The 19066-nt window shown below is 51.7% G+C and carries 13 protein-coding genes; 5 read left to right on the top strand and 8 right to left on the bottom strand.

The window, feature by feature from the left end; all coding sequences use genetic code 11:
• The first annotated feature begins 12 nt into the window (after positions 1–12).
• The 3 genes from AC53GJ_RS02100 to AC53GJ_RS02090 all read left to right on the top strand — a co-directional run bounded on the left by AC53GJ_RS02100 (position 13) and on the right by AC53GJ_RS02090 (position 9493).
• A complete protein-coding gene (locus AC53GJ_RS02100) occupies positions 13–6558 on the top strand; it encodes a response regulator (protein WP_496730876.1) in 6546 nt (2181 codons plus the stop codon).
• A gap of 119 nt (positions 6559–6677) precedes the next feature.
• Positions 6678–7604, top strand: a complete 927-nt coding sequence (locus AC53GJ_RS02095; protein ID WP_496730875.1) for a diguanylate cyclase domain-containing protein — start codon at positions 6678–6680, stop codon at positions 7602–7604.
• Positions 7604–9493, top strand: coding sequence for a hybrid sensor histidine kinase/response regulator (locus AC53GJ_RS02090; RefSeq protein ID WP_496730874.1), 1890 nt, complete (start codon positions 7604–7606; stop codon positions 9491–9493). Before AC53GJ_RS02095 ends, AC53GJ_RS02090 begins: the two co-directional genes overlap by 1 nt.
• A gap of 29 nt (positions 9494–9522) precedes the next feature.
• On the opposite strand, the gene AC53GJ_RS02085 is transcribed toward AC53GJ_RS02090, so the two are convergent.
• The 5 genes from AC53GJ_RS02085 to AC53GJ_RS02065 all read right to left on the bottom strand — a co-directional run bounded on the left by AC53GJ_RS02085 (position 9523) and on the right by AC53GJ_RS02065 (position 13903).
• Complete coding sequence (locus tag AC53GJ_RS02085; protein WP_496732752.1) at positions 9523–10722, bottom strand: lanthionine synthetase LanC family protein; 1200 nt, start codon at positions 10720–10722, stop codon at positions 9523–9525.
• Positions 10723–10839: 117 nt separating this feature from the next.
• A complete protein-coding gene (locus tag AC53GJ_RS02080) occupies positions 10840–11007 on the bottom strand; it encodes a hypothetical protein (protein ID WP_496730873.1) in 168 nt (55 codons plus the stop codon).
• 159 nt (positions 11008–11166) lie between these two features.
• A complete protein-coding gene (locus AC53GJ_RS02075) occupies positions 11167–11682 on the bottom strand; it encodes a hypothetical protein (RefSeq protein WP_496730872.1) in 516 nt (171 codons plus the stop codon).
• A 65-nt stretch (positions 11683–11747) separates the two neighbouring features.
• Positions 11748–12503 (bottom strand): substrate-binding periplasmic protein, encoded by a 756-nt coding sequence (locus AC53GJ_RS02070; RefSeq protein ID WP_496730871.1) that lies wholly within the window; start codon positions 12501–12503, stop codon positions 11748–11750.
• Between the two features lie 41 nt (positions 12504–12544).
• The gene (locus AC53GJ_RS02065) at positions 12545–13903 is read right to left on the bottom strand and encodes a DNA recombination protein RmuC (protein WP_496730870.1); all 1359 of its coding nucleotides are present in this window, start codon (positions 13901–13903) and stop codon (positions 12545–12547) included.
• Positions 13904–14167: 264 nt separating this feature from the next.
• Between AC53GJ_RS02065 and gorA the strand changes: the two genes are divergently transcribed.
• Entirely contained in the window at positions 14168–15517 is a 1350-nt protein-coding gene (gene gorA, locus AC53GJ_RS02060; RefSeq protein WP_496732751.1) for a glutathione-disulfide reductase, read from the top strand.
• A 321-nt stretch (positions 15518–15838) separates the two neighbouring features.
• Here gorA and AC53GJ_RS02055 read toward each other — a convergent pair whose 3' ends face one another.
• The 3 genes from AC53GJ_RS02055 to AC53GJ_RS02045 all read right to left on the bottom strand — a co-directional run bounded on the left by AC53GJ_RS02055 (position 15839) and on the right by AC53GJ_RS02045 (position 18564).
• Positions 15839–17146, bottom strand: coding sequence for an ABC1 kinase family protein (locus AC53GJ_RS02055; RefSeq protein WP_496730869.1), 1308 nt, complete (start codon positions 17144–17146; stop codon positions 15839–15841).
• Positions 17147–17949: 803 nt separating this feature from the next.
• The gene (locus tag AC53GJ_RS02050) at positions 17950–18333 is read right to left on the bottom strand and encodes a glutaredoxin family protein (protein ID WP_496730868.1); all 384 of its coding nucleotides are present in this window, start codon (positions 18331–18333) and stop codon (positions 17950–17952) included.
• 87 nt (positions 18334–18420) lie between these two features.
• Positions 18421–18564, bottom strand: a complete 144-nt coding sequence (locus tag AC53GJ_RS02045; RefSeq protein ID WP_496730866.1) for a hypothetical protein — start codon at positions 18562–18564, stop codon at positions 18421–18423.
• Positions 18565–18708: 144 nt separating this feature from the next.
• On the opposite strand from AC53GJ_RS02045, the gene AC53GJ_RS02040 reads away from it, so the two are divergent.
• The gene (locus AC53GJ_RS02040) at positions 18709–19044 is read left to right on the top strand and encodes a hypothetical protein (protein ID WP_496730865.1); all 336 of its coding nucleotides are present in this window, start codon (positions 18709–18711) and stop codon (positions 19042–19044) included.
• Positions 19045–19066: the final 22 nt, after the last annotated feature.

Raw genomic sequence — 19066 nt, 5'->3', positions numbered from 1 at the left:
GGAGTCGCCCTGATGCTGGCCTGGCAACAATTCTCAGAAGTTACTGAACAACCTGCTTTTTCTTCAACAAGTCGCTTGTTTCAGGGCGTCCGCCGTGGCGAAGCGGTCTGGATTTGTCAGTATCCGCTGCCCGCTGATTTATCCGCCGGACAAGTGTTGCAGCGTGCTTGCCGGTTACAGCCGGATCTGCCACAGCCGCAGGAACAATGGTCAGATAATCAATTTTTATACTGGAGTTACCCAAAAACCGCGCTGACAATGGATCTGTTGCAACTTTGCAGTCAACTGCCGAAGCAGGATTTAACCGCTAGGCTGGCGCTGATGTTACAACTGACCGAGCTGGTGGCACGTTTTCATCAGCAGCAACTGGTGATCGGTGAAATCAGGCCACAGGCGATTTTTTATCATGCTCAGAGCAACAGCCTGGTGCTGCTGGACCATGCCGGCGTCAGTACTATCAGCGCCAGTCATCGTCAACAAAATCCGCAACAGTTGGATCCAGCGTTATTGCGCACCACAGCCCCGGAAGCAACAGGCCGGATCCATGCGGTGCTGGATCAACGCAGTGATTTATATAGCCTCGGCGTCTTATGTTATTTTATTGCCAGTGGTCATTTCCCTTTTATGCAGCAACAGCCGATTGAGCTGGTCCATGCGCATCTGGCATTGCCACCGCCGCCACTGGACAGCGTCCCTGCCGATCTGGCCAGTTTGATCCTCACCTTGTTGCAAAAAAATCCAAATCAGCGTTACAGTCTGATTGACGGTGTCTGGCATGATTTGAGTAAAGCACTGCAACAAAGCCGGCAAGGGGGTTCGCTGCAATTGCGCCCGCTGGCCTTGCGGTTAGGCGATCAGCAACTGCAGTTTTCCAGCCAGTTGTTTGGCCGCGAAGCCGAACTACAACAGTTACAACAAGCCTATCAGCGGGTGCAACAGCACGAGCAGCAACTGCAACTGATTTGCGGTTATTCCGGTGTTGGCAAGACAGCACTGATTGAAGCCTTATATCAGCAGACGCTGACAGACAGGCCTTTTTTTTGCCGGGGTAAATTCGAACAATATCAACAAAGTGAACCCTACAGTGCGCTGGCGAAGGCTTTGACTGTGCTGGCGGCGCAGTTGTTACAACTCAGTGAAAGTGAGCTACAAGCCTGGTATCAGCCACTCTGCCAATGGCAGCCGGATGAATTACTGCAACTACAATTGTGGTTGCCGCAGTGGCAACCCCTGCTGGCGGTCACGGCAACCCTCAGTCAGACCCAACCGCAGCAGGAACAGCCGTTTGACCAATTGCTGCTGAAACTTTTCCGCCAGATAGTGCAGTTCTGCCATCAGTTGCACCGGCCGCTGGTGCTGCAACTGGACGATCTGCAATGGGCCGATCTGGCTAGTCTGCATTGGTTAAAAGCCTTATGGCAACCCGATCAACTGGCTGGATTATTGCTGTTGCTCTGTTATCGCGACCACGAACTAACCGCAGTGCATCCGCTGCAACATCTGCTGCAGCAATGGCAGCAGGCGTCGGTTCGGCTGCCACAACTGGTGTTGCAGCCGCTGTCGTTACCAGCCATTCAAGCCTTGCTGGCCGATGTGCTACACCAACCGTTAGCCAATGTGGTCAGGCTGGCTGCGCTGGTGCAAGAAAAAACGCAGGGGAATCCGTTTTTTGTCCGGCAATTTTTATTCCGCCTGCAGCAGGAGAAGTGGTTATTCTGTGACAGCCAGGGCCAGTGGCAATGGGATTTGTCAGCGATTTCCCGCCAACAAATCACCGATAATCTGGTACAGCTGACCATAGAGCGGATCAGGCAACTGCCCGACCATGCCCAAGAGCTGCTGAAAGTCGCGGCTTTATGTGGCGAAAGAGTGGCAGTCGATTTACTGCTGAGCGTGTTGCACAGCAGTTATCCGCAATTAGAAGCCGCCATTGTCGCCCTGGTGCAAACTGGCATTATGACCGCTTATAGCCCACAACGAGGCGCGGCTATTACCGAACTGACTTTTAATCACGATCGGCTGCAACAGGCCGCGCAAGGTTTATCAGATGCAGCAGAGGCCAGCTTGCTGCACCGCGCTATTGCCAGTTATTTTCTGCAGCAGCAGCGTGGTTATAGCAATACCGAACTCTTTGCCCTGGTCGGTCATCTGAATGCAGCAGGAGCTGCCGCTATTGCAGATCACGGTGCCTTAACGGTGACAGAGTTGAATTTACGAGCGGCCGCCGTGGCGAAAAATAGTAATGCCTGGCAACAGGCACTGGTGTTTTATCATCAGGCTGAGCTGATTTGCCCGGCTGATACCACTGAATTGCGTTGGAGCGCCGGTTTTGGCCAAGCGATGGCCTTGTATCAAACGCAACAATATCGCCAGGCGATTGAGCACTGCAGCCAGTTACAGCAACAGGCACTGGATTTGCTGGCGCAGATGCAACTGGCCAGATTGCAGATCCTGATTTGGTTTGCCGAACATCAGTTTGCACCGGCCTTTAGCCTAGCCACAGCTGTGCTGGCAAAAGCTGGGGTCGAACTGCTGCCGCTGGACGAAATCGTGCAGCGATATCAACAACTGGAACAGCTGTATGATCCAGAGCAGATTGGCGCTTTAGCCTTATCACCCGCCATTGAGTCAGCGGAGTTGCAACTGGCACTGGAAATTCTGAACGTATTACTGACAGTGGCTTATATCGTCAGTCCACTGCAATATATGGCGGTCAGCCATGCCCTGCTCAGCCTGACATTGCGCCACGGCAACAGTGCTATTGCCGCGAAAGCCTATTCGACCTACGCCAGTATTTTATCCGGCGCTTATGGTCAATTCAGACCAGCACTGGAATTTTCAGATCTGGCTTTAGTGGTGAATAAGCAATATCAGGGACAGTATCTGCCAGAACTGATGTTCCAGCGTGCCAGCACTATTTTGCACTGGAATGCTCCACTCACCGACAGTCTGCAGTTGCTGGAACAAAATGTCTATCAGGCGCAAGCGCTTGGCAATCAGGAATATGCCGTCCACTCGGCGTTGTTTTTCAGTTTCTATCAGGTACAAAGTGGCGTCGCGCTGGATAAAGTGGCCGCAGATCTGCAGAAATACCGCGATTTTATAGCTGCCAAAGGTTTTGCCTACAACCTGGAATTTATCCGGTTATGGCAGCAATTTGTGCAGACCTTACAAGCTGAGCAAGCTGATCCGCTGGCACTGATAGGTGAGGCTTTTGACGAAACAGTGCAAGTGGCGCAGTGGCAACAACAACAAAATTCAACCTTATTGTTTTGTTACCATAGCCTGAAACTACAATTAGCCCTGTTGTATCAACAGGATGAACTGGCGCTGCAACACTATCAGGCCAGCTTGCCGCTGGCCCCGGTCGCGATGTCTTTGTACCACCAGACCGAGTTTTATTTTGCCGCCGGCTTGTTGTGTTGCCGGCTGAGCCGACAGAGCGAGCTCCAAGCCTCGCAGTGGCTGCCGCTGGCGCGCGGCTATCTGGCGATGTTGCAACAGTGGAGTAAACGCGCTGGCGCCAATCACCAACATAAAGTGGCATTACTGGAAGCCGAATTGGCTTGCCTGAGCTGGCAACCAGATGCCTGGCAATATTATGACGCGGCGATCCGGTTAAGCCGCAGCAGTGGCATGCGTCAGCATCTGGCGCTGGCACAGGAAGCCGCTGCTGCTTATTGGCTACGCCAGCAAAAAGCTGACTTTGCCAGGCTTTACCAACAACAGGCGCTGCAGAGCTATCAGCAGTGGCAGGCCCATGCCAAAGTGCGGCAGTTACAGCAACAGCATCCGGCAGTGCAACAGGCACAGCCTCAGCAGTTGGATATGGTCTCAGTGTTAAAAGCGGCCGAAGCGCTGAGTGGCCAGATCGATTTAGCCGCCTTTTTACAGCGGATGATCGATTTAATGTTGGAAAATGCCGGCGCCCAGACTGGCCAGTTGTTGTTGCTCGATGAGCAGCAACAATTACAGCCAGCCGCCACTAGTCCGATCGGCCAACAGCAGATCCAGTTGTCTGCGTCTTTGCAGGCGATGGTGCGCCGCAGTGGGCAACCAGTGCTGATTAGTGACGTGCAAGCCGACAGCACGCTGTTTGCAACCGACAGCGGCACTGTACTGCCAGCTTCAGTGCTGGTGATCCCGGTGATAGTCGGCGGCCAGCTCTATGGCATGTTGTATCTGGCGCATGCCGAACTGACCGGCGCTTTTACCGAAGACAGGATTAATTTACTGCAGTTGCTGGCCAATCAGACAGCAATTTTGTTTGAAAACACCCGCCTGTACCGTCAGGTGATCACCGCTAACAAAACCCTGGAGCAAAAGGTCTGGGAACGAACCCAGGAACTCGCCAGTGCCAAAATTAAAGCAGAAGATGCCACCGCTGCTAAATCAGCCTTTCTGGCCCGGATGAGCCATGAAATCCGCACCCCGATCAACGCTGTCATTGGCTTAAGCCGACTGGCGGCGAAGGGCGCGCAGGATGTTGATTTGCGTGATTATCTGAGCAAAATTCAGGAATCCGGCGAGACCCTGCTCAGTCTGGTGAACGGTATTCTGGACTTTTCCAAAATTGAAGCCGGTAAGCTGGAGCTGGAACACACCCGTTTCCAACTGGATAAAGTGCTACAAAAGGCTATCAATCTGAATTCATTGCGGGCGCATCACAAAGGACTGGAACTGGTGTGTGAACTGGACCCACAGCTGCCACCCTACCTGCTGGGCGATCCACTGCGGATCCAGCAAATTCTGGTGAACCTCATCAGTAATGCAGTTAAATTTAGCGATCAGGGGGCCATCGGCATTAAAATACAACTGATTAGCCGTGAAGGTGCAGAATTAGAAATTCAGGGTTCCGTCAGCGACAATGGCATCGGTATCAATGCTGAGCAGCAACAACAACTGTTCCAATCCTTCCACCAAGCCGATGATTCTATTACCCGTAAATATGGCGGCAGCGGCCTGGGGCTGGCGATCTGTAAACAATTATGTGAACTGATGCAAGGTCGGATCTGGCTGGACAGCACGCCAGGGGTTGGCACCACCTTTTATTTCCGACTGCAACTCGCCGCCGCCAACGAGCAACAAGTCAGTTACCAGCGCGGCATGCTGCCACCGTTACGGGCTTTAGTGGTCGACGATATTGCGCTGGCCCGTACTGTGCTGATCAATCTGTTGCAGGACCTCGGGATCCAGGCCGCGCAGACTGATAATGGTTATCAGGCCATTGACATGGTGCAACAGGCCCGTCAGCAGAATCAGCCCTATGATTTTGTACTGATGGACTGGCGGATGCCGGGCATTGATGGCATTGAAACCAGCCGCCGTATTCAGCAACTGGACCAAGCGCCCCATATTCTGATGGTGTCTGCTTATGATAAAGAAGAAGCCAAAACCAGATTGGCCGATGTACAAATTAACCAGTTTATTGAAAAACCAGTGAATCAATCGCAATTGCTGGATGCAGTTTACCAATTACTGGAACAGGATGCCATTCAGCCCTGGCAGGCAGTACCGGAAGAACAACTGCTGCCGGATTTATCTGCCTACCGTATTTTATTGGCCGAAGATCACCCGATCAACCGGCAGGTGGCAATAGGGATGCTCAAAGACAGCAAAGTACAGCTGGATATCGCCGAAGATGGTTATGCCGCCTTACAAAGTCTGCAACAACGCCATTATGATTTAGTGCTGATGGATATTCAGATGCCGCGGATGGATGGACTCAGCGCCTGTCAATATATTCGCCAGCAACTGTTGTTAACCGACTTACCGGTGATCGCGATGACAGCACATGCCATGCCGGCGGATATTGCTAAAAGCAAAGCCGCTGGCATGAATGATCATCTGACTAAACCGATTGAACCGCTACGGCTGTATCAGACCTTGCTGAAGTATTTGCCGGCAGTCAGTCAGCCGCAGCCAGACCCGGTCCGGCCTCAACCAAACACGACTGAGGATCTGCAGTTGCAAGCCCAGTTCGCACAGCTGCAGCAACTGAAATCTATCGACAGTCAACGCGCTTTACAACAACTGGGCGGTAAGACAGCGCTTTATCTGACCTTGTTGCAGGATTTCAGCCGCGAGCACCAGCAACAGCCGGCCTTGCTGCAACAATTTTGTCAGCAGCAAGACTGGCAGGCTCTGTATCTGGCGGTCCATTCACTGAAATCAACCAGCGCTTATATTGGGGCTTATACCCTGTCGGAATTATGTCAACAGGCCGAGACCAGCCTGCAGCATCAGCAGCAAAAACCAGAGCTTTATCAGAAACTTGGCCTGCAGCTAGCGCTATTACTGGCCGAACTGGCGCAATTGCCACAAGTCATAGCACGGCAACAACAACTGAGTAATTTACAACAAGGGTTGCAGTTGCTGTTACCTTTGCTGGCAGACTCAGATTTTAATGCTGAAAGTTTGGTCGCTGAGTTACTGGTGCTGGCAAAATCATTGCCACAATGGCCACAATTATGCCAAATTGCAGACGATATCAGTGACTTAGAATACGAAAGAGCCGAGAAACAATGTCAGTTATTACTGGCCGAACTCACTGACTGACAGGCTATGCGCGGTATCCAGCCGGATTTGACATCTGGCGGTTCTTTGTAACACTCAATGCAGATCACAGCGCCACTCGGGTGGTCTGGGCCAGCAAGAGTAAGACCTTTAGGATGGTGATGGTGACTACAACGCAGAAACAACGGGTGTTGATTGTTGATGATCAAAAAGCCAACCTGAAAATTCTCAGCGATATGTTGCGGCCAGAGGTCGATATTGTGCTGGCGCAGGATGGCGAACAGGGCTTTCGTAAAGCCTGTGAACTCAGACCAGATTTAATTCTGCTGGATGTGCTGATGCCCGGCATTGACGGTTTTGAAGTGATCCGCCGACTGAAACACGAAGCTATTACCAGCGCTATTCCGGTCATTTTCATCACGGCGCTGAATGATGTCAGCCATGAAGAACAGGGGTTGTTGCTCGGCGCTTGTGATTATATTAATAAGCCTTTTCACAGTGTGATTGTCAAAGCCCGGATCCAGCTGCATTTGCAACTGTCCAGGCAACGCATGTTGCTGGAGCAACTGGCCCATCTGGATCCACTGACCGCTATCGCCAACAGGCGTAAATTTGAACAGATCTTACTGCAGGAATGGCGGGGAGCAATGCGATCGCAGCGGCCGATATCGCTGGTGATGCTGGATATTGATAACTTTAAGTTATATAACGATCAATTTGGTCATGCCGCTGGTGATCGGGCCTTACAGCAGGTGGCCAGCACCTTAAGTCAGCAATTAAAACGCCCTTTTGATTTTATCGCTCGTTATGGTGGCGAAGAATTTGTGCTGGTGTTACCAGATACCCCGGCACCTGCCGGGCAGCAACTGGTGCAGCAATGTTTGCAGGCGGTGCTGGAATTACAAATCCCGCATCTGCCTGCCGGCCAGGTGCTTAGCCTCAGCGCTGGCGGCATCAGTTTCCTGCCCTGTCAGCAGGATGCGGCCGAGCAGGCACTGGCAGCCGCCGATCAGATGTTATATCAAGCCAAACACCAGGGCAAAAACCGGGTGCTATGGACAGCGAACAATCAGAATGGAGACTGTTAATGTCCGGCAAAGCAACCTTGTTACTGGTCGATGATGAAAAATCCAATCTGAAAGTATTGGCAGAATTTTTACGGCCGGATTATTTGATCCGACTGGCACAGAGTGGCCAGCAAGCGCTGGATAAATGTCAGCAACAAGTGCCGGATTTGATTCTGATGGATGTGCTAATGCCGGGCCTGGATGGTTTTGAAACCCTGCAACGCTTGCGCGCCGACATGCTGACATGTCAGGTGCCGGTGATTTTTATTACTGGCCTACAATCGGCTGAACACGAACAACAAGGACTGCGACTCGGAGCTCAAGATTACATTCATAAACCTTTCCACGCCGAGGTCGTCAAAGCCAGGGTGCAAACCCAGTTGAAACTGGTGCAACAACGATTGGAGTTGCAGCAACTGTCGCAACAACTGATCCAGGCCAATGAAGCGAAAAACCGTTTTTTGGCGACCATCAGCCATGAAATCCGCACACCACTGACCTCGGTGATTGGCTACGCCGAAGCCATGCTGGCCGGTGAATTTGCAGCAACCGAACAACAACAGGCGATCCGGATTATTTGTCAGAATGGCAAACATTTGCAGGCACTGCTCAATGATCTGCTGGATTTATCCAAAATTGCCGCTAACAGATTGGACATTGAATTATTGCCAGTGGCACTGCCAGCACTGTTACAGGAAGTCGTGCAGTTATCTGCCGACAAAGCCAGACAAAAAGGTCTGCAATTTCAATTAGATTTTCATTTTCCATTGCCATCATTGGTGCTGACCGATCCAACCCGGCTGAAACAGATTTTGCTGAACCTGTGTAATAACGCCGTGAAATTCACCGCTAAAGGCCAGGTGAGTCTGCAACTGACCTGCATGGAACAACAATTAGAATTTCGGATTTGCGATACCGGCATTGGCATCAGCCCGGCCCAGCAACAATTGTTATTTCAGCCCTTTGGTCAGGCAGATGCCTCAGTCCAACGCCAGTTTGGTGGCACTGGCCTTGGGTTGGTGATTGCCCGTCAATTGTGTGAGAAACTCGGCGGCCAACTGCAACTTGCCAGCAGCTCAGCGCAGGGCAGCTGTTTTGTCGCCACTATTACTTTGCAAACTGCCGATGGTAGTTGTTGGTTGCAACAACTGCCGCCGCTGTCGCTGCATGCCGACGAGCAAATGCCGGCACAGCTCAGCCGGCAACAAATCCGCGGTCGGGTGCTGCTGGCCGAAGATCAGGCCGACACCCGGCAATTACTGGTCAGAATGCTACAACACACCGGGCTGGAAGTAGTGGCGGTAGAAAATGGTGAGCAGTTGGTCGAGACCGCGATGCGCGACGATTTCGAACTGATTTTCTCCGATATTCAGATGCCAAAAATGGACGGCATCAGTGCCATTGCCTTGCTCAAAGCCGCCGGGGTGGATACGCCTTGCGTCGCGTTAACCGCCAATACCATGGCGCATGAAGTGCAACGTTATCTGGCGGCGGGTTTTGTCAGCCATTTGGCTAAACCTGTTGACCGCAGCCAGTTTGCCGCCTTGTTACAACAGTTTTTCCCCAGTTTACCGGCCAAACCTCAATTACAGTTGCCAGCGGCCGAGCTGGCAGCAATGACCCAGCGCTTTGTGTCGACCTTGCCACAGTTGCAGCAACAATTACAACAGTTGCTACAGCAACAGGATGCGGCTGCGATCCGCTATCAGGCGCATGCCATTAAAGGCACTGCGGCCTTGTTTGGGTTGACCGAGCTGGCCAGGCAGGCTGCTGCTATGGAACAAGCGGCCTTGCCAGAAGATCAGCAAACCGACTGGATGCAACTGGAGCAGCAATGGCAGCAACTCACGGCTATTATGCTGCAACTGGCACAGCCTGTTGCCGCCCAAGACAACACAGCCCTTTTCTGACCACAATCATCTTGGGCCTTGCTGCCAGGCTAACTGAGCAATAGGGCCTCAGTCCAGACCGTATCAGCACCCAATTCGACCAATAAGGCCAGCCCAATGCCGGCAGTACCATTGAGCAACCCGGCATCCTGTTGCTCGATGGCAAGTGGCAGTAATTGCAGCGTCAATTGCCGCCAGTAACAAGCCGCTTCTGCCAACGCCGGATCCGGAAAAAATTGTTGTAATAACCGAAACTGCAGCATCAAACCGGCACTGCCATGACAAAGGGCTGCATCTGTGACTCTGGCTGATTGCTGCTGCCGTGCGGCAGCGTGCAGTGCGATACGATGTGCTTGCGCCAGCAAATCAGCGCTTTGTAGTGCCTGACCTGCCCGCGCCAATAGCAGCGCCAATGACAAATCGCCATAACACCAACCCAATCTGCTGTCAGCACCAGCACCAGCCCGATAAGGAAAACAACTGTCAGCCTGCTGCAACTGCTGTTGTAACAACCACTGACAACCCGCGTTTAATAACCCGCTGGCCTGATAGCTGAGCGCTGGTATCTTGATTGCAGGGATGATACTCGCCAAAACAGCAGGCATGCCGTGCGCTAACCCTAAATTCACTTCGGTCACCGCAGTACTGTTTTTGCGAAAAAATGAGCCCACAGCGGTTGGCCAATACGCCAGGCCAGGCTGCGGATAAACCGCCAAACCAGCGCATAGTCGTAAGATGTGCTGATAGGTTTGCACTGCATCGGCGTTGACCGCAGCGCGACGTCGGACAAACACTGCCAAACCAGCCAACCCCAACGTCAGTTCAATTTCGCCAGACCAGTGGTCGACTCCCGACAACAACTGCTGTAGCTGCTGACTATAGTGGTGGTTAAACTCAGCCTCATAGTCTGATTGTTGTAATAACAGCTCCAGCAACCAAGCAACACCAGGCAAATGTACAGCAGAGATGCTGTCACCAGGCTGCCGAGGCTGCAATAACTGATTCACCAGGACAGAGACATCAAGCTCCGGCCAAGGACTATCCGCAGCCAACTGAGGGTGATGCGGCTGACATTTTTGCCAGTACCAGCAAAACAGCACCAGACCAGCCTGTCCTGTGAATAAAGAGGGATCGCTGATACGGCTAAATTGTGACTGGCATTGCTGATAAATCCGCTGTAACTGCGTTGAAATAGCCTCAATAACAACAGCCTTTGATGATAGCGCTTGGTCTGAATAGGGCTGGGACATAGACACTGTCAAAGCTCAGGTTGAAAATAAGAATGAAATGCGACTAAATCGCGGCAGCTGCCAAGCACAACCAATGCATCAGCAGCTGACATCACCTTTTAACAGAACGAGCCGGATTTAACGGTCGTCACATGGTGTATCATGTGTTTCCTGGCAAAAGGCAGACAACATTTGAGATGGAATTTTATGTTTGCCACCAGCCACTTCATCAGTCATTGCTAAAGGCAATACTTGTGGATCATCAGATAATTGCACCAGTTCTTTTTTTTCTAATTGTAATTTCATAACTTTTGTGTCCTTTTCAACGCAGAATAAACCTGCATATGGGTGCTGCCAATTCAGCCTGATCAGCTTGCCGCCAAGGCGCGAAAAAACAACCAAAAAACACAAAATATATAAAAATTATCAACAAACAATCTAAAAAATATACTTTGGCAGGCAGACTTAATTGCCCTGACGCCATAATTGCAACACTGCCGCCACCACAGTGGCATGATCGGCCGCCAATATCTGGTGCTGATGCGCGTATTGAGCTGGCCATTGTTGCCACTGCCCCCCCACTCTGGCCACCAGATTGGCCCAATTCAGTCGTTGATCGCCCGCCAGATAATTGCGCCAGTGGCCGGCATAACGCCGTACTGCTGGCCCGGATGGCTTACGCCAGCTGACCGGATCTATAGTCACCAGTTCTGCGACTGTAATACCACTGGCGACCACGGCGGCTGCGGTACAAGCACCATAACTGTGACCAATCAATAAGGCGGGTCCGGCTTGAGCTTGCAGCCATGCCGCCAGCTCCCGTTGCTGAAACCATTGGAAATAATGCTGATCCAAAGCCCGGTGGCGCTGCAATAAGCGGGTGTGCTGATCCATAGCACCACCGACCCAGGCGACAGGGCGCAGTTCACTCAGCGCCTGCGGCTGTACAGTGTGTCCCAACGATAAAGAAGCATGTGCCATCGCCATTCTCCGATTCGGTCTGACTCAGCTCTGACAGCAAAGTATTTGGTTAGCCAGCAACATACTCATGGCAAAGACCAGCCAAATTCAGCCAGAATTGCCAAATGCTGTTGCCCGCCGTAGACCTGCTGCCAGGCCTGGTGTAATTTCTGCCGCACTGGCGCTGGCACACTGCGGCGACTGGCCACAATATAGACAGGTGCCTGATGTAAAATCAGCGCAATCTGATAATCGGCCGCCAGCGCAGGCTCGCTGCGACTCCACTCCAGAAACTGGGTTTTATCTTCGATCATGCCGAGCACCCGCTGCTTTTTCAGCATATTGAGCTTTTGTGTCAAAGAGTTGGCATAAAGTAAAAAAGGCTGGACCTGCTTATCCTGCGCTAATTTTGCAAAATGCTCACCATAGTAGGCATCCCTCAGCACCCCAATCTGGCCGGGCAAAAAGCGGATATCGGCCAGTTGTTTGACCTTGGTAATGAGATCTTTTCTCAGCACCAGCACTGACTCTTCCAGATAATGGGCACCAATAAAATCGGCAAACTGGTTGCGCTGTTCGGTATAGGACATGGTCAGCATCAAATCTATCTGACCTTGTTTTAATAACGCCAGCGATCGTGGCCAGGGGCTACCCACCACCCGCAACTGACAGCCAGCGGTATCGGTGAGCAACAACAATAACCGCCGATGCAGATCGAACCAACGCGGCAGCTGGGTTTGTTGCCCGGCCACATTGTCTGCACTCTCGTTCAGATGCGCCACCAGCACACAAGGCTGTGCTGCCACAGGCAAAACGCCGGTCGCTGCCACCTGACCGCTCATGAACAGCAGGCTGCAACACCAGTGAAGCCAGCAGCGCCAGCTCACAAGCTGCCACCTTCCGGCAGCTCAAGCCTGGCTTTTTCCACCAACTCGGCGGCCAATTCCGTTTTAACCGCCACGCCTAATTCTTTAAATTCAGAGGCCTGTTTAATTAAATTACCTTTACCGCTATACAGTTGCGCAAAAGCTTTGTCGTAACTTTCGCGGGCTTTTTCCAGCTGTTTACCAACCCCCTGCATACTGTCGAGAAAAGCGGTCAGCTTGGCATAAAATTTTTCTGCCCGATTCGCTAGCTCGGCACTGTGTTTATTCTGGTCTTCAAAGCGCCACAGTTGCCGCACTATATTCAGACTGGTCAGCAAAGTCGTCGGGGTTGCCACCAGTACATTGCGCTCCAGCGCTTTCTGATACAGTTGTGGATCATGTTTCAGCGCTTCGACATAAGCCGATTCAATAGGCACAAACATAAACACCACTTCTGGCGAGTTGAGCCCGGCCAGTTGGTAATAATTGCGATCGGCCAATTCGTTGATCCGATCCCGCACCGCCTGACAATGCTCAGCCAACGCCAGCTCACGCTCGGTGTCCAGCTCAGCATTCATCAATCGGGTATAAGCGGCCAACGAGGTTTTGGCATCGATCACCAGATGTTTTTGTTGTGGCAGATAAACAATCACGTCCGGCCGGCGCCGGCCTTCATCCGTTTGAAAGCTGACTTCACGCTGATAATCCACCCCGGCGCGCAGACCTGAGTTTTCCAGCACATTTTCCAGCATCAATTCACCCCAATTGCCCTGGGTTTTCTTTTGTCCCTGTAAGGCATTGGTCAGCCGGGCGGCTTGATCGGTAATGGCAAAATTGAGTTTTTGCAGATTCACCAGCTCAGTTTTCAGCTCTGAGCGCTGTTTCAGCTCCTCGGTGTGAATAGCTTCAACTTTGTCCCGAAAACCTTTCATATCCGCCTGCAGCGGCTGCAATAATTGCTGTAAACTCTGTTGGCTCTGGCGGTTAAACTCGGCGCCCTTCCGTTGCAGAATATCATTGGCCAGCAACTCAAACTCTTGTTTGAGTTGCAATTTATTGTCCTGCAACAGCGTCAGTTGCGCCTGATACTGCTGTTGCCTTTCTTGCAACAGCACGGTCAGCCGATCATATTTTTCTTTCAGATGCTGATAATGTTGCTGCTGCTGGCGCTGCTCATCCTGCAACTGATAATACTGCTGCTTTTGTTCTTGCAACTGCGACTGCGCCGCTTCTAATTGCGCCTGTAAACGGGCGGCCAGCAGCTGTAATTCTGTCTGTTGGCTGTCATGCCCGGCGAGCCTGCGCCACAAAGCGAGCACCCACAACAATGCTAACCCCGCCAGGCCATAACCTGCCCATAGCCCCCACTGCGTCATCAGCCTCTCCCTGCGGTATGCTGTGTTCCGCGCCAGTCTGGATAAAACGGTAGTAACGAATTGATCATCGCTGAGATTTTCCTGAAGCTATCGAGAATAAAGCACTGTGTTACTATACAGCGGTTTCACCGCATCGCCTACCAAATCAGCCCACTGTCGGCTGCCGCTTGCCCTGGCCTGCCCTTGTAATTGCCTGCCGAACCCCATATAACTGACCTCAGCCTTATTGCTAACTGCACTGACTTCACCACAGGAAACGCTATGATGACCGAACATTTTGACTATATCGCCATTGGCGGTGGCAGCGGCGGCATCGCCAGCGCCAACCGCGCCGCCAGCCACGGCAAAAAATGCGCCATTATCGAAGCTAAAGCGCTGGGCGGCACTTGCGTCAATGTCGGTTGCGTCCCTAAAAAAGCCATGTGGTTTGCCGGTCAGGTGGCCGAAACACTGCAACTGGCACCGGATTATGGTTTTAACGTCACAGCCCAGGCTTTGGACTGGTCAACCCTGATCAAAAGTCGGCAAGCATATATAGGCCGGATCCATGCCTCGTACGATCGGGTGCTGGCAAAAAACAATGTCACTGTGATTCAGGGTTTTGCCCGTTTTGTCGATGCCCGCACTGTCGAAGTCAACGGCAAGCACTATAGTGCCGATCATATTTGTATCGCCACCGGCGGCAAGCCACAGTGGCCGCAGCTCCCGGGGGCTGAACTTGGTATCGATAGCGATGGCTTTTTTGCCCTGACCGAGCAACCGGAATCAGTGGCTGTGGTCGGTGCTGGTTATATCGCAGTGGAAATTGCCGGTGTACTGAATGCACTGGGTACAGAGACGCATCTGCTGGTGCGGCATGATAAACCACTGCGCAGTTTTGATCCGGTACTGTCGGATACGCTGGTGCAACAAATGGCCCGCGATGGCCTGACGCTGCATCCACACAGCGAGGTGCAGGCTGTCGAGAAAACGGCCAGCGGCGCTTTAAAATTAAGCTTACAAAATGGTGCCTGCCTGACGGTGGATTGTCTGATTTGGGCCATTGGCCGCGCGCCAGCAACTGATCAGTTAAATCTGGCCGCTGCTGGTGTGGTGACTGATGAGCAGGGTTTTATCCGCACCGATAAATACCAGAACAGCAATGTCACAGGTATTTATGCCATTGGCGACAATACCGGCCGCTTGGCATTAACCCCGGTCGCAGTAGCCGCAGGGCGCCGGCTGGCGGAGCGGCTGTTTAATGGCAAAACTGAGTTACATCTGGATTATGAACTGGTGCCAACCGTGGTCTTTTCCCATCCGGCCATCGGCACCATAGGCTTGACCGAACCTGAAGCCCGGCAACGTTATGGCGACGACCTGAAGGTCTACAACAGTGAGTTTACCGCCATGTACAGCGCGTTAACCTCACACCGCCAACCGACCCGGATGAAACTAATCTGCGCCGGCCCTGACGAAAAAGTGGTGGGCCTGCACGTCATCGGCCTTGGCGCCGACGAAATGCTGCAAGGCTTTGCCGTCGCCATTAAAATGGGCGCCACCAAAGCCGATTTTGACAACTGCGTTGCTATTCACCCGACTTCGGCCGAAGAGTTTGTAACGCTCAGGGGTTAGTAAAGAAAACCCAGCCACACAGGTTCGTACTGTAGAAAACGAAGAGGCCAGAGCATCATGCTCTGGCTTCTAACCCCGCAGACACCTATAACTCATTCTGGTTTCTGCCGTCCGCTTTTGCTGCGGCACGATCAGCGTTTTAAGCGAAAAGTAGTGGCCCAAAACTTAGGCTCTCGGAAAAAATAAATGCTGGCTTTGCCTTAGTTGCGGACCTTTGGTTGATCCGAAATTCATTCTCAAAGATCAGTTCATATTTGTCCAAGTTACAAACTCTAGTTTTGACAGCGTTACCAGCCAGTCTGACAGGTCTTGCCGGTAAGCTTATAAAAATGGCTCCAGCAAGGCCCGCACCGCTACTTTGGCCTGCAGCTGTTTGGCCAGTAAAAATAATCCTGCCATTTTACGATGTAAAAACAACGCATCGACCGGTGGCGTATGCCAATAGCGCAAGCGGGTCGATAGCTGCAATCCGGCGTCACGCATGCGCGGTGCTAAATCTGAAGCGGCAAAATCATACACAGTTTGTTGCAGGGGCTCCGCCGCCAGGCTGATCAAATCCAGCACGGCTTGTTGCTGGGCTGGCACTATGTCGGTACTGAAATAACCAATGTGTTGCAGCGCCTGCAGTTGGATGCTTTGGTCTTGTTGCAATAGACCACGGAACAGCTGCCGATAACCGTCACTGACGGTTTGGCTATAATCGCGGCAGGCACCAAAATCCAGCAGGACCAGCTGATTGGCGGCCAGGTTATAGCGGTAGTTGGCAAAGTTCGGGTCGGTTTGGACCAACCGGAAACGAAAGATCTCCAGAAATAACAGCTCAAACAACCAGCTCATCACGGTATCCCGCAGCGCCTGTGGTTGCCGGCTTAACTCATCCAGTGCGACGCCGTCGACAAAGCCCATGGTCAGAATATGACGGCTGGATAGCTCAGGGTATAACGCTGGGAGTAAAAAGCGTTGATCTGCGGCGAGCAGCTGCTGATAGCGCTGTAGGTAGCAGGCTTCCTGCAGGTAATCCGCTTCTTGATGCAACTGTTGTTTCGCTTCGGCCAGCAATGGCTCGATAGCCAGTCCTTGCGGCAGCAACCCGCTAATGCGTAACAAGGTCGCCACATTATCCACATCGCTGTCGATACTGGTGCTGATGCCCGGATACTGGATTTTGACGGCCAGCGGCCGGCCATTGTCATGGTTTGCTGCATGCACCTGGCCAATCGAAGCGGCCGCAAGCGGCGCAAAACTAAAGTGACTGAATTGACGCTGCCAGTCGGCGCCCCATTCTTGCTTCAGCACAGCAGCCAGTTGGGCCGGTAGCATCGGGCTGCCATGCGCTCTGAGCTGCGCCAATATGCCACTGAGCGCCGGTGGCAACAGGTCGCCGGCATCCATCGATAACAATTGGCCAAGTTTCATCGCCGCACCACGCATATGCGCCAGCTGCTGCGTAACGCGTTTTGCATTGGCTGGCGTCAGCAAGACTTGCTGTAGTGTCGGTTTTTGGCCTTGCGCCAGCTGTCGGGCGCCTTCGGCTAACATGCCGCCGGCTACTTTGCCAGCTAAACTGGCCAGGCTGCCAAATCGTGCCAGCCGGCTGGTGGGAACTTTACTGCTTTTGGCGGTAGTCATATTCAGATGTTTGTCGCAAGGCCATGCTGCAGGTATACGAGCAAAGCGCGGTGACAGGCCAGTCGCCCGCTAAAAAAACGCTTAAGCCCCTGTTGATGCCCAGCAAAGCGCGGGGGATTGGCGCTCATGAAGGCTGAACTGCCAGCAACAGCTGGTGGGACAGCTGAACAGCACCCGGCCAGTATCTTTGCTCCGACAACCGCTGTTGGTTCATTCCTGCAAACCGACCGGCGGTAAATGTTCCGTTCGCCCCAGCCGACTTGCTGCTTGGGGTAAAGGTAACGTCGGGCGAGTTGTGGTTACATCAAACGAAGGATCTCGAAAACGCGAATGGCTGCTTTGCCTTATTTGCAGACATTCTTTTTTTCCGGAACTGAAACTTGGTTAATAAAAGCAATGGGCGCAGTAGACTGTTGATCTAACGCGCTTTTGGATATTTTTGCGGTAGAATTAGCACTCTAATTCACTACACTTCGGATATGCATAGTGTGTGCAGATCAATACATTGACCATCACCGGATGTTCAACATAAGAAAAGGTCATTTTCTGCGGGGGCTGTGGTTGCTGGGCGTCAAAAAAAGCAAAACAACAGAGTTAACTTCGGACTCAATCCCATTATTTCACCTGCTTCAAACGGCCAGCATCGGCTGCAATCGCATCATCTTGCAGCTAAGTTGAGTCCTTTACTGCCACTGGCGGATTTTTTTCGCCTGGCAGTGCTCAGATAAAAGCACTGCAGGATCCATGACATAACAAGGCGCAGTCGCCTCGGATTAGAACTATCAGATCGTTTGATGGCAGCTTCAATCGGGATAACCAAGTTTTTTTAGTTCGCGATTAACAATATCCCGCTGGAAACCATAGATCAGTGCATCCCCTACAATCACTAACGGATAACCGCGGCCTGCTAAAGCCTGATACTCAACTTTGGACGAGGCATCTTTCTCCACATCAACCAAAGTAAAAGGTATGTTTCTGGCGGTTAATTCAGCAGTCAGTTGTTTGCAAAACACACACCAACTCACACCATATACTTTGACTTGTTGCGTCTGGCTGAGGCCATATTGTTGATAATCACCATATACCACAACAGGTTGGGCAAGATAATTTGTATGCAGATAACTCAGCAACTGACCAACAGCAAACATCAGTCCAAACACCACTGCGATAAATTTGAAATTTGCCATTGTTAGATTCTCACATCAGTGCCGAAATAACACTGCAAGAGGCAGCAATGGCTGCACTCTTGCTCAATCCTAGTTACCTGACTGGCTTTACTGGCACAACCCCAGCCATGCGCAGAATAAAGTACACTCTTCCTGGCAGGTAGAGACCATAGGTTTTGCCATCGCATAACCAGAAAACAGACCGAACAGGGCTGCGACAATGACAACGCGTAATTTAGTATTTTTTTTCATTTTTTGTTCCTGTGAGTATAAGCAGGCAAGTCCTGCTGATTTTTTATACCATCAGGTTCAACACAGATAAACAACAAAAATATCAATTTTTGTCACTTTTTATGCATATCAGATAAATATTTAATTTTCATTCATGTTAACTAGATGGCGCGCCAGCGAGCTGCAATCCAGTCACCTATTCCTGCACATGCAGCCTTGTTTGTTCCCGACCACAAGGCTGTACCGTTCATTCCTGCACATAAAAAAAAGCCCCGGTTTTCACCGGGGCAAAGAGCGGATAGGTTACCCACCACAAGTACGTTTGGGTCACGCCAGTGTTGCTCAGCAAGTATCGAGGACAACAAGGAATTCAATCACGAATTGCCTGTTATCATACCGATTTTTAAAATCAATAAAAATCGAATATCCCTGATTGAAAATCAGATAAAATCGAATATAAAACTGATCGCACCGGAACGTACTGCTGGCAAGCCAGCATAGCGCCTTTGTCGTTGTTATTGCG

This window comes from Rheinheimera sp. B2H12, assembly GCF_059620065.1.
Note: the sequence above shows the minus strand (reverse complement) of the source record. Positions and strands in the feature narration are given on the sequence as shown.

Coding starts and splice junctions, on each gene's coding strand:
- gorA (WP_496732751.1), top strand. CDS start 14,168: ATGACCGAACATTTTGACTATATCGCCATTGGCGGTGGCAGCGGCGGC.
- AC53GJ_RS02075 (WP_496730872.1), bottom strand. CDS start 11,682: ATGGCACATGCTTCTTTATCGTTGGGACACACTGTACAGCCGCAGGCG.
- AC53GJ_RS02070 (WP_496730871.1), bottom strand. CDS start 12,503: ATGAGCGGTCAGGTGGCAGCGACCGGCGTTTTGCCTGTGGCAGCACAG.
- AC53GJ_RS02080 (WP_496730873.1), bottom strand. CDS start 11,007: ATGAAATTACAATTAGAAAAAAAAGAACTGGTGCAATTATCTGATGAT.
- AC53GJ_RS02085 (WP_496732752.1), bottom strand. CDS start 10,722: ATGTCCCAGCCCTATTCAGACCAAGCGCTATCATCAAAGGCTGTTGTT.
- AC53GJ_RS02040 (WP_496730865.1), top strand. CDS start 18,709: ATGGCGCGCCAGCGAGCTGCAATCCAGTCACCTATTCCTGCACATGCA.
- AC53GJ_RS02095 (WP_496730875.1), top strand. CDS start 6,678: ATGGTGACTACAACGCAGAAACAACGGGTGTTGATTGTTGATGATCAA.
- AC53GJ_RS02090 (WP_496730874.1), top strand. CDS start 7,604: ATGTCCGGCAAAGCAACCTTGTTACTGGTCGATGATGAAAAATCCAAT.
- AC53GJ_RS02055 (WP_496730869.1), bottom strand. CDS start 17,146: ATGACTACCGCCAAAAGCAGTAAAGTTCCCACCAGCCGGCTGGCACGA.
- AC53GJ_RS02100 (WP_496730876.1), top strand. CDS start 13: ATGCTGGCCTGGCAACAATTCTCAGAAGTTACTGAACAACCTGCTTTT.
- AC53GJ_RS02050 (WP_496730868.1), bottom strand. CDS start 18,333: ATGGCAAATTTCAAATTTATCGCAGTGGTGTTTGGACTGATGTTTGCT.
- AC53GJ_RS02065 (WP_496730870.1), bottom strand. CDS start 13,903: ATGACGCAGTGGGGGCTATGGGCAGGTTATGGCCTGGCGGGGTTAGCA.
- AC53GJ_RS02045 (WP_496730866.1), bottom strand. CDS start 18,564: ATGAAAAAAAATACTAAATTACGCGTTGTCATTGTCGCAGCCCTGTTC.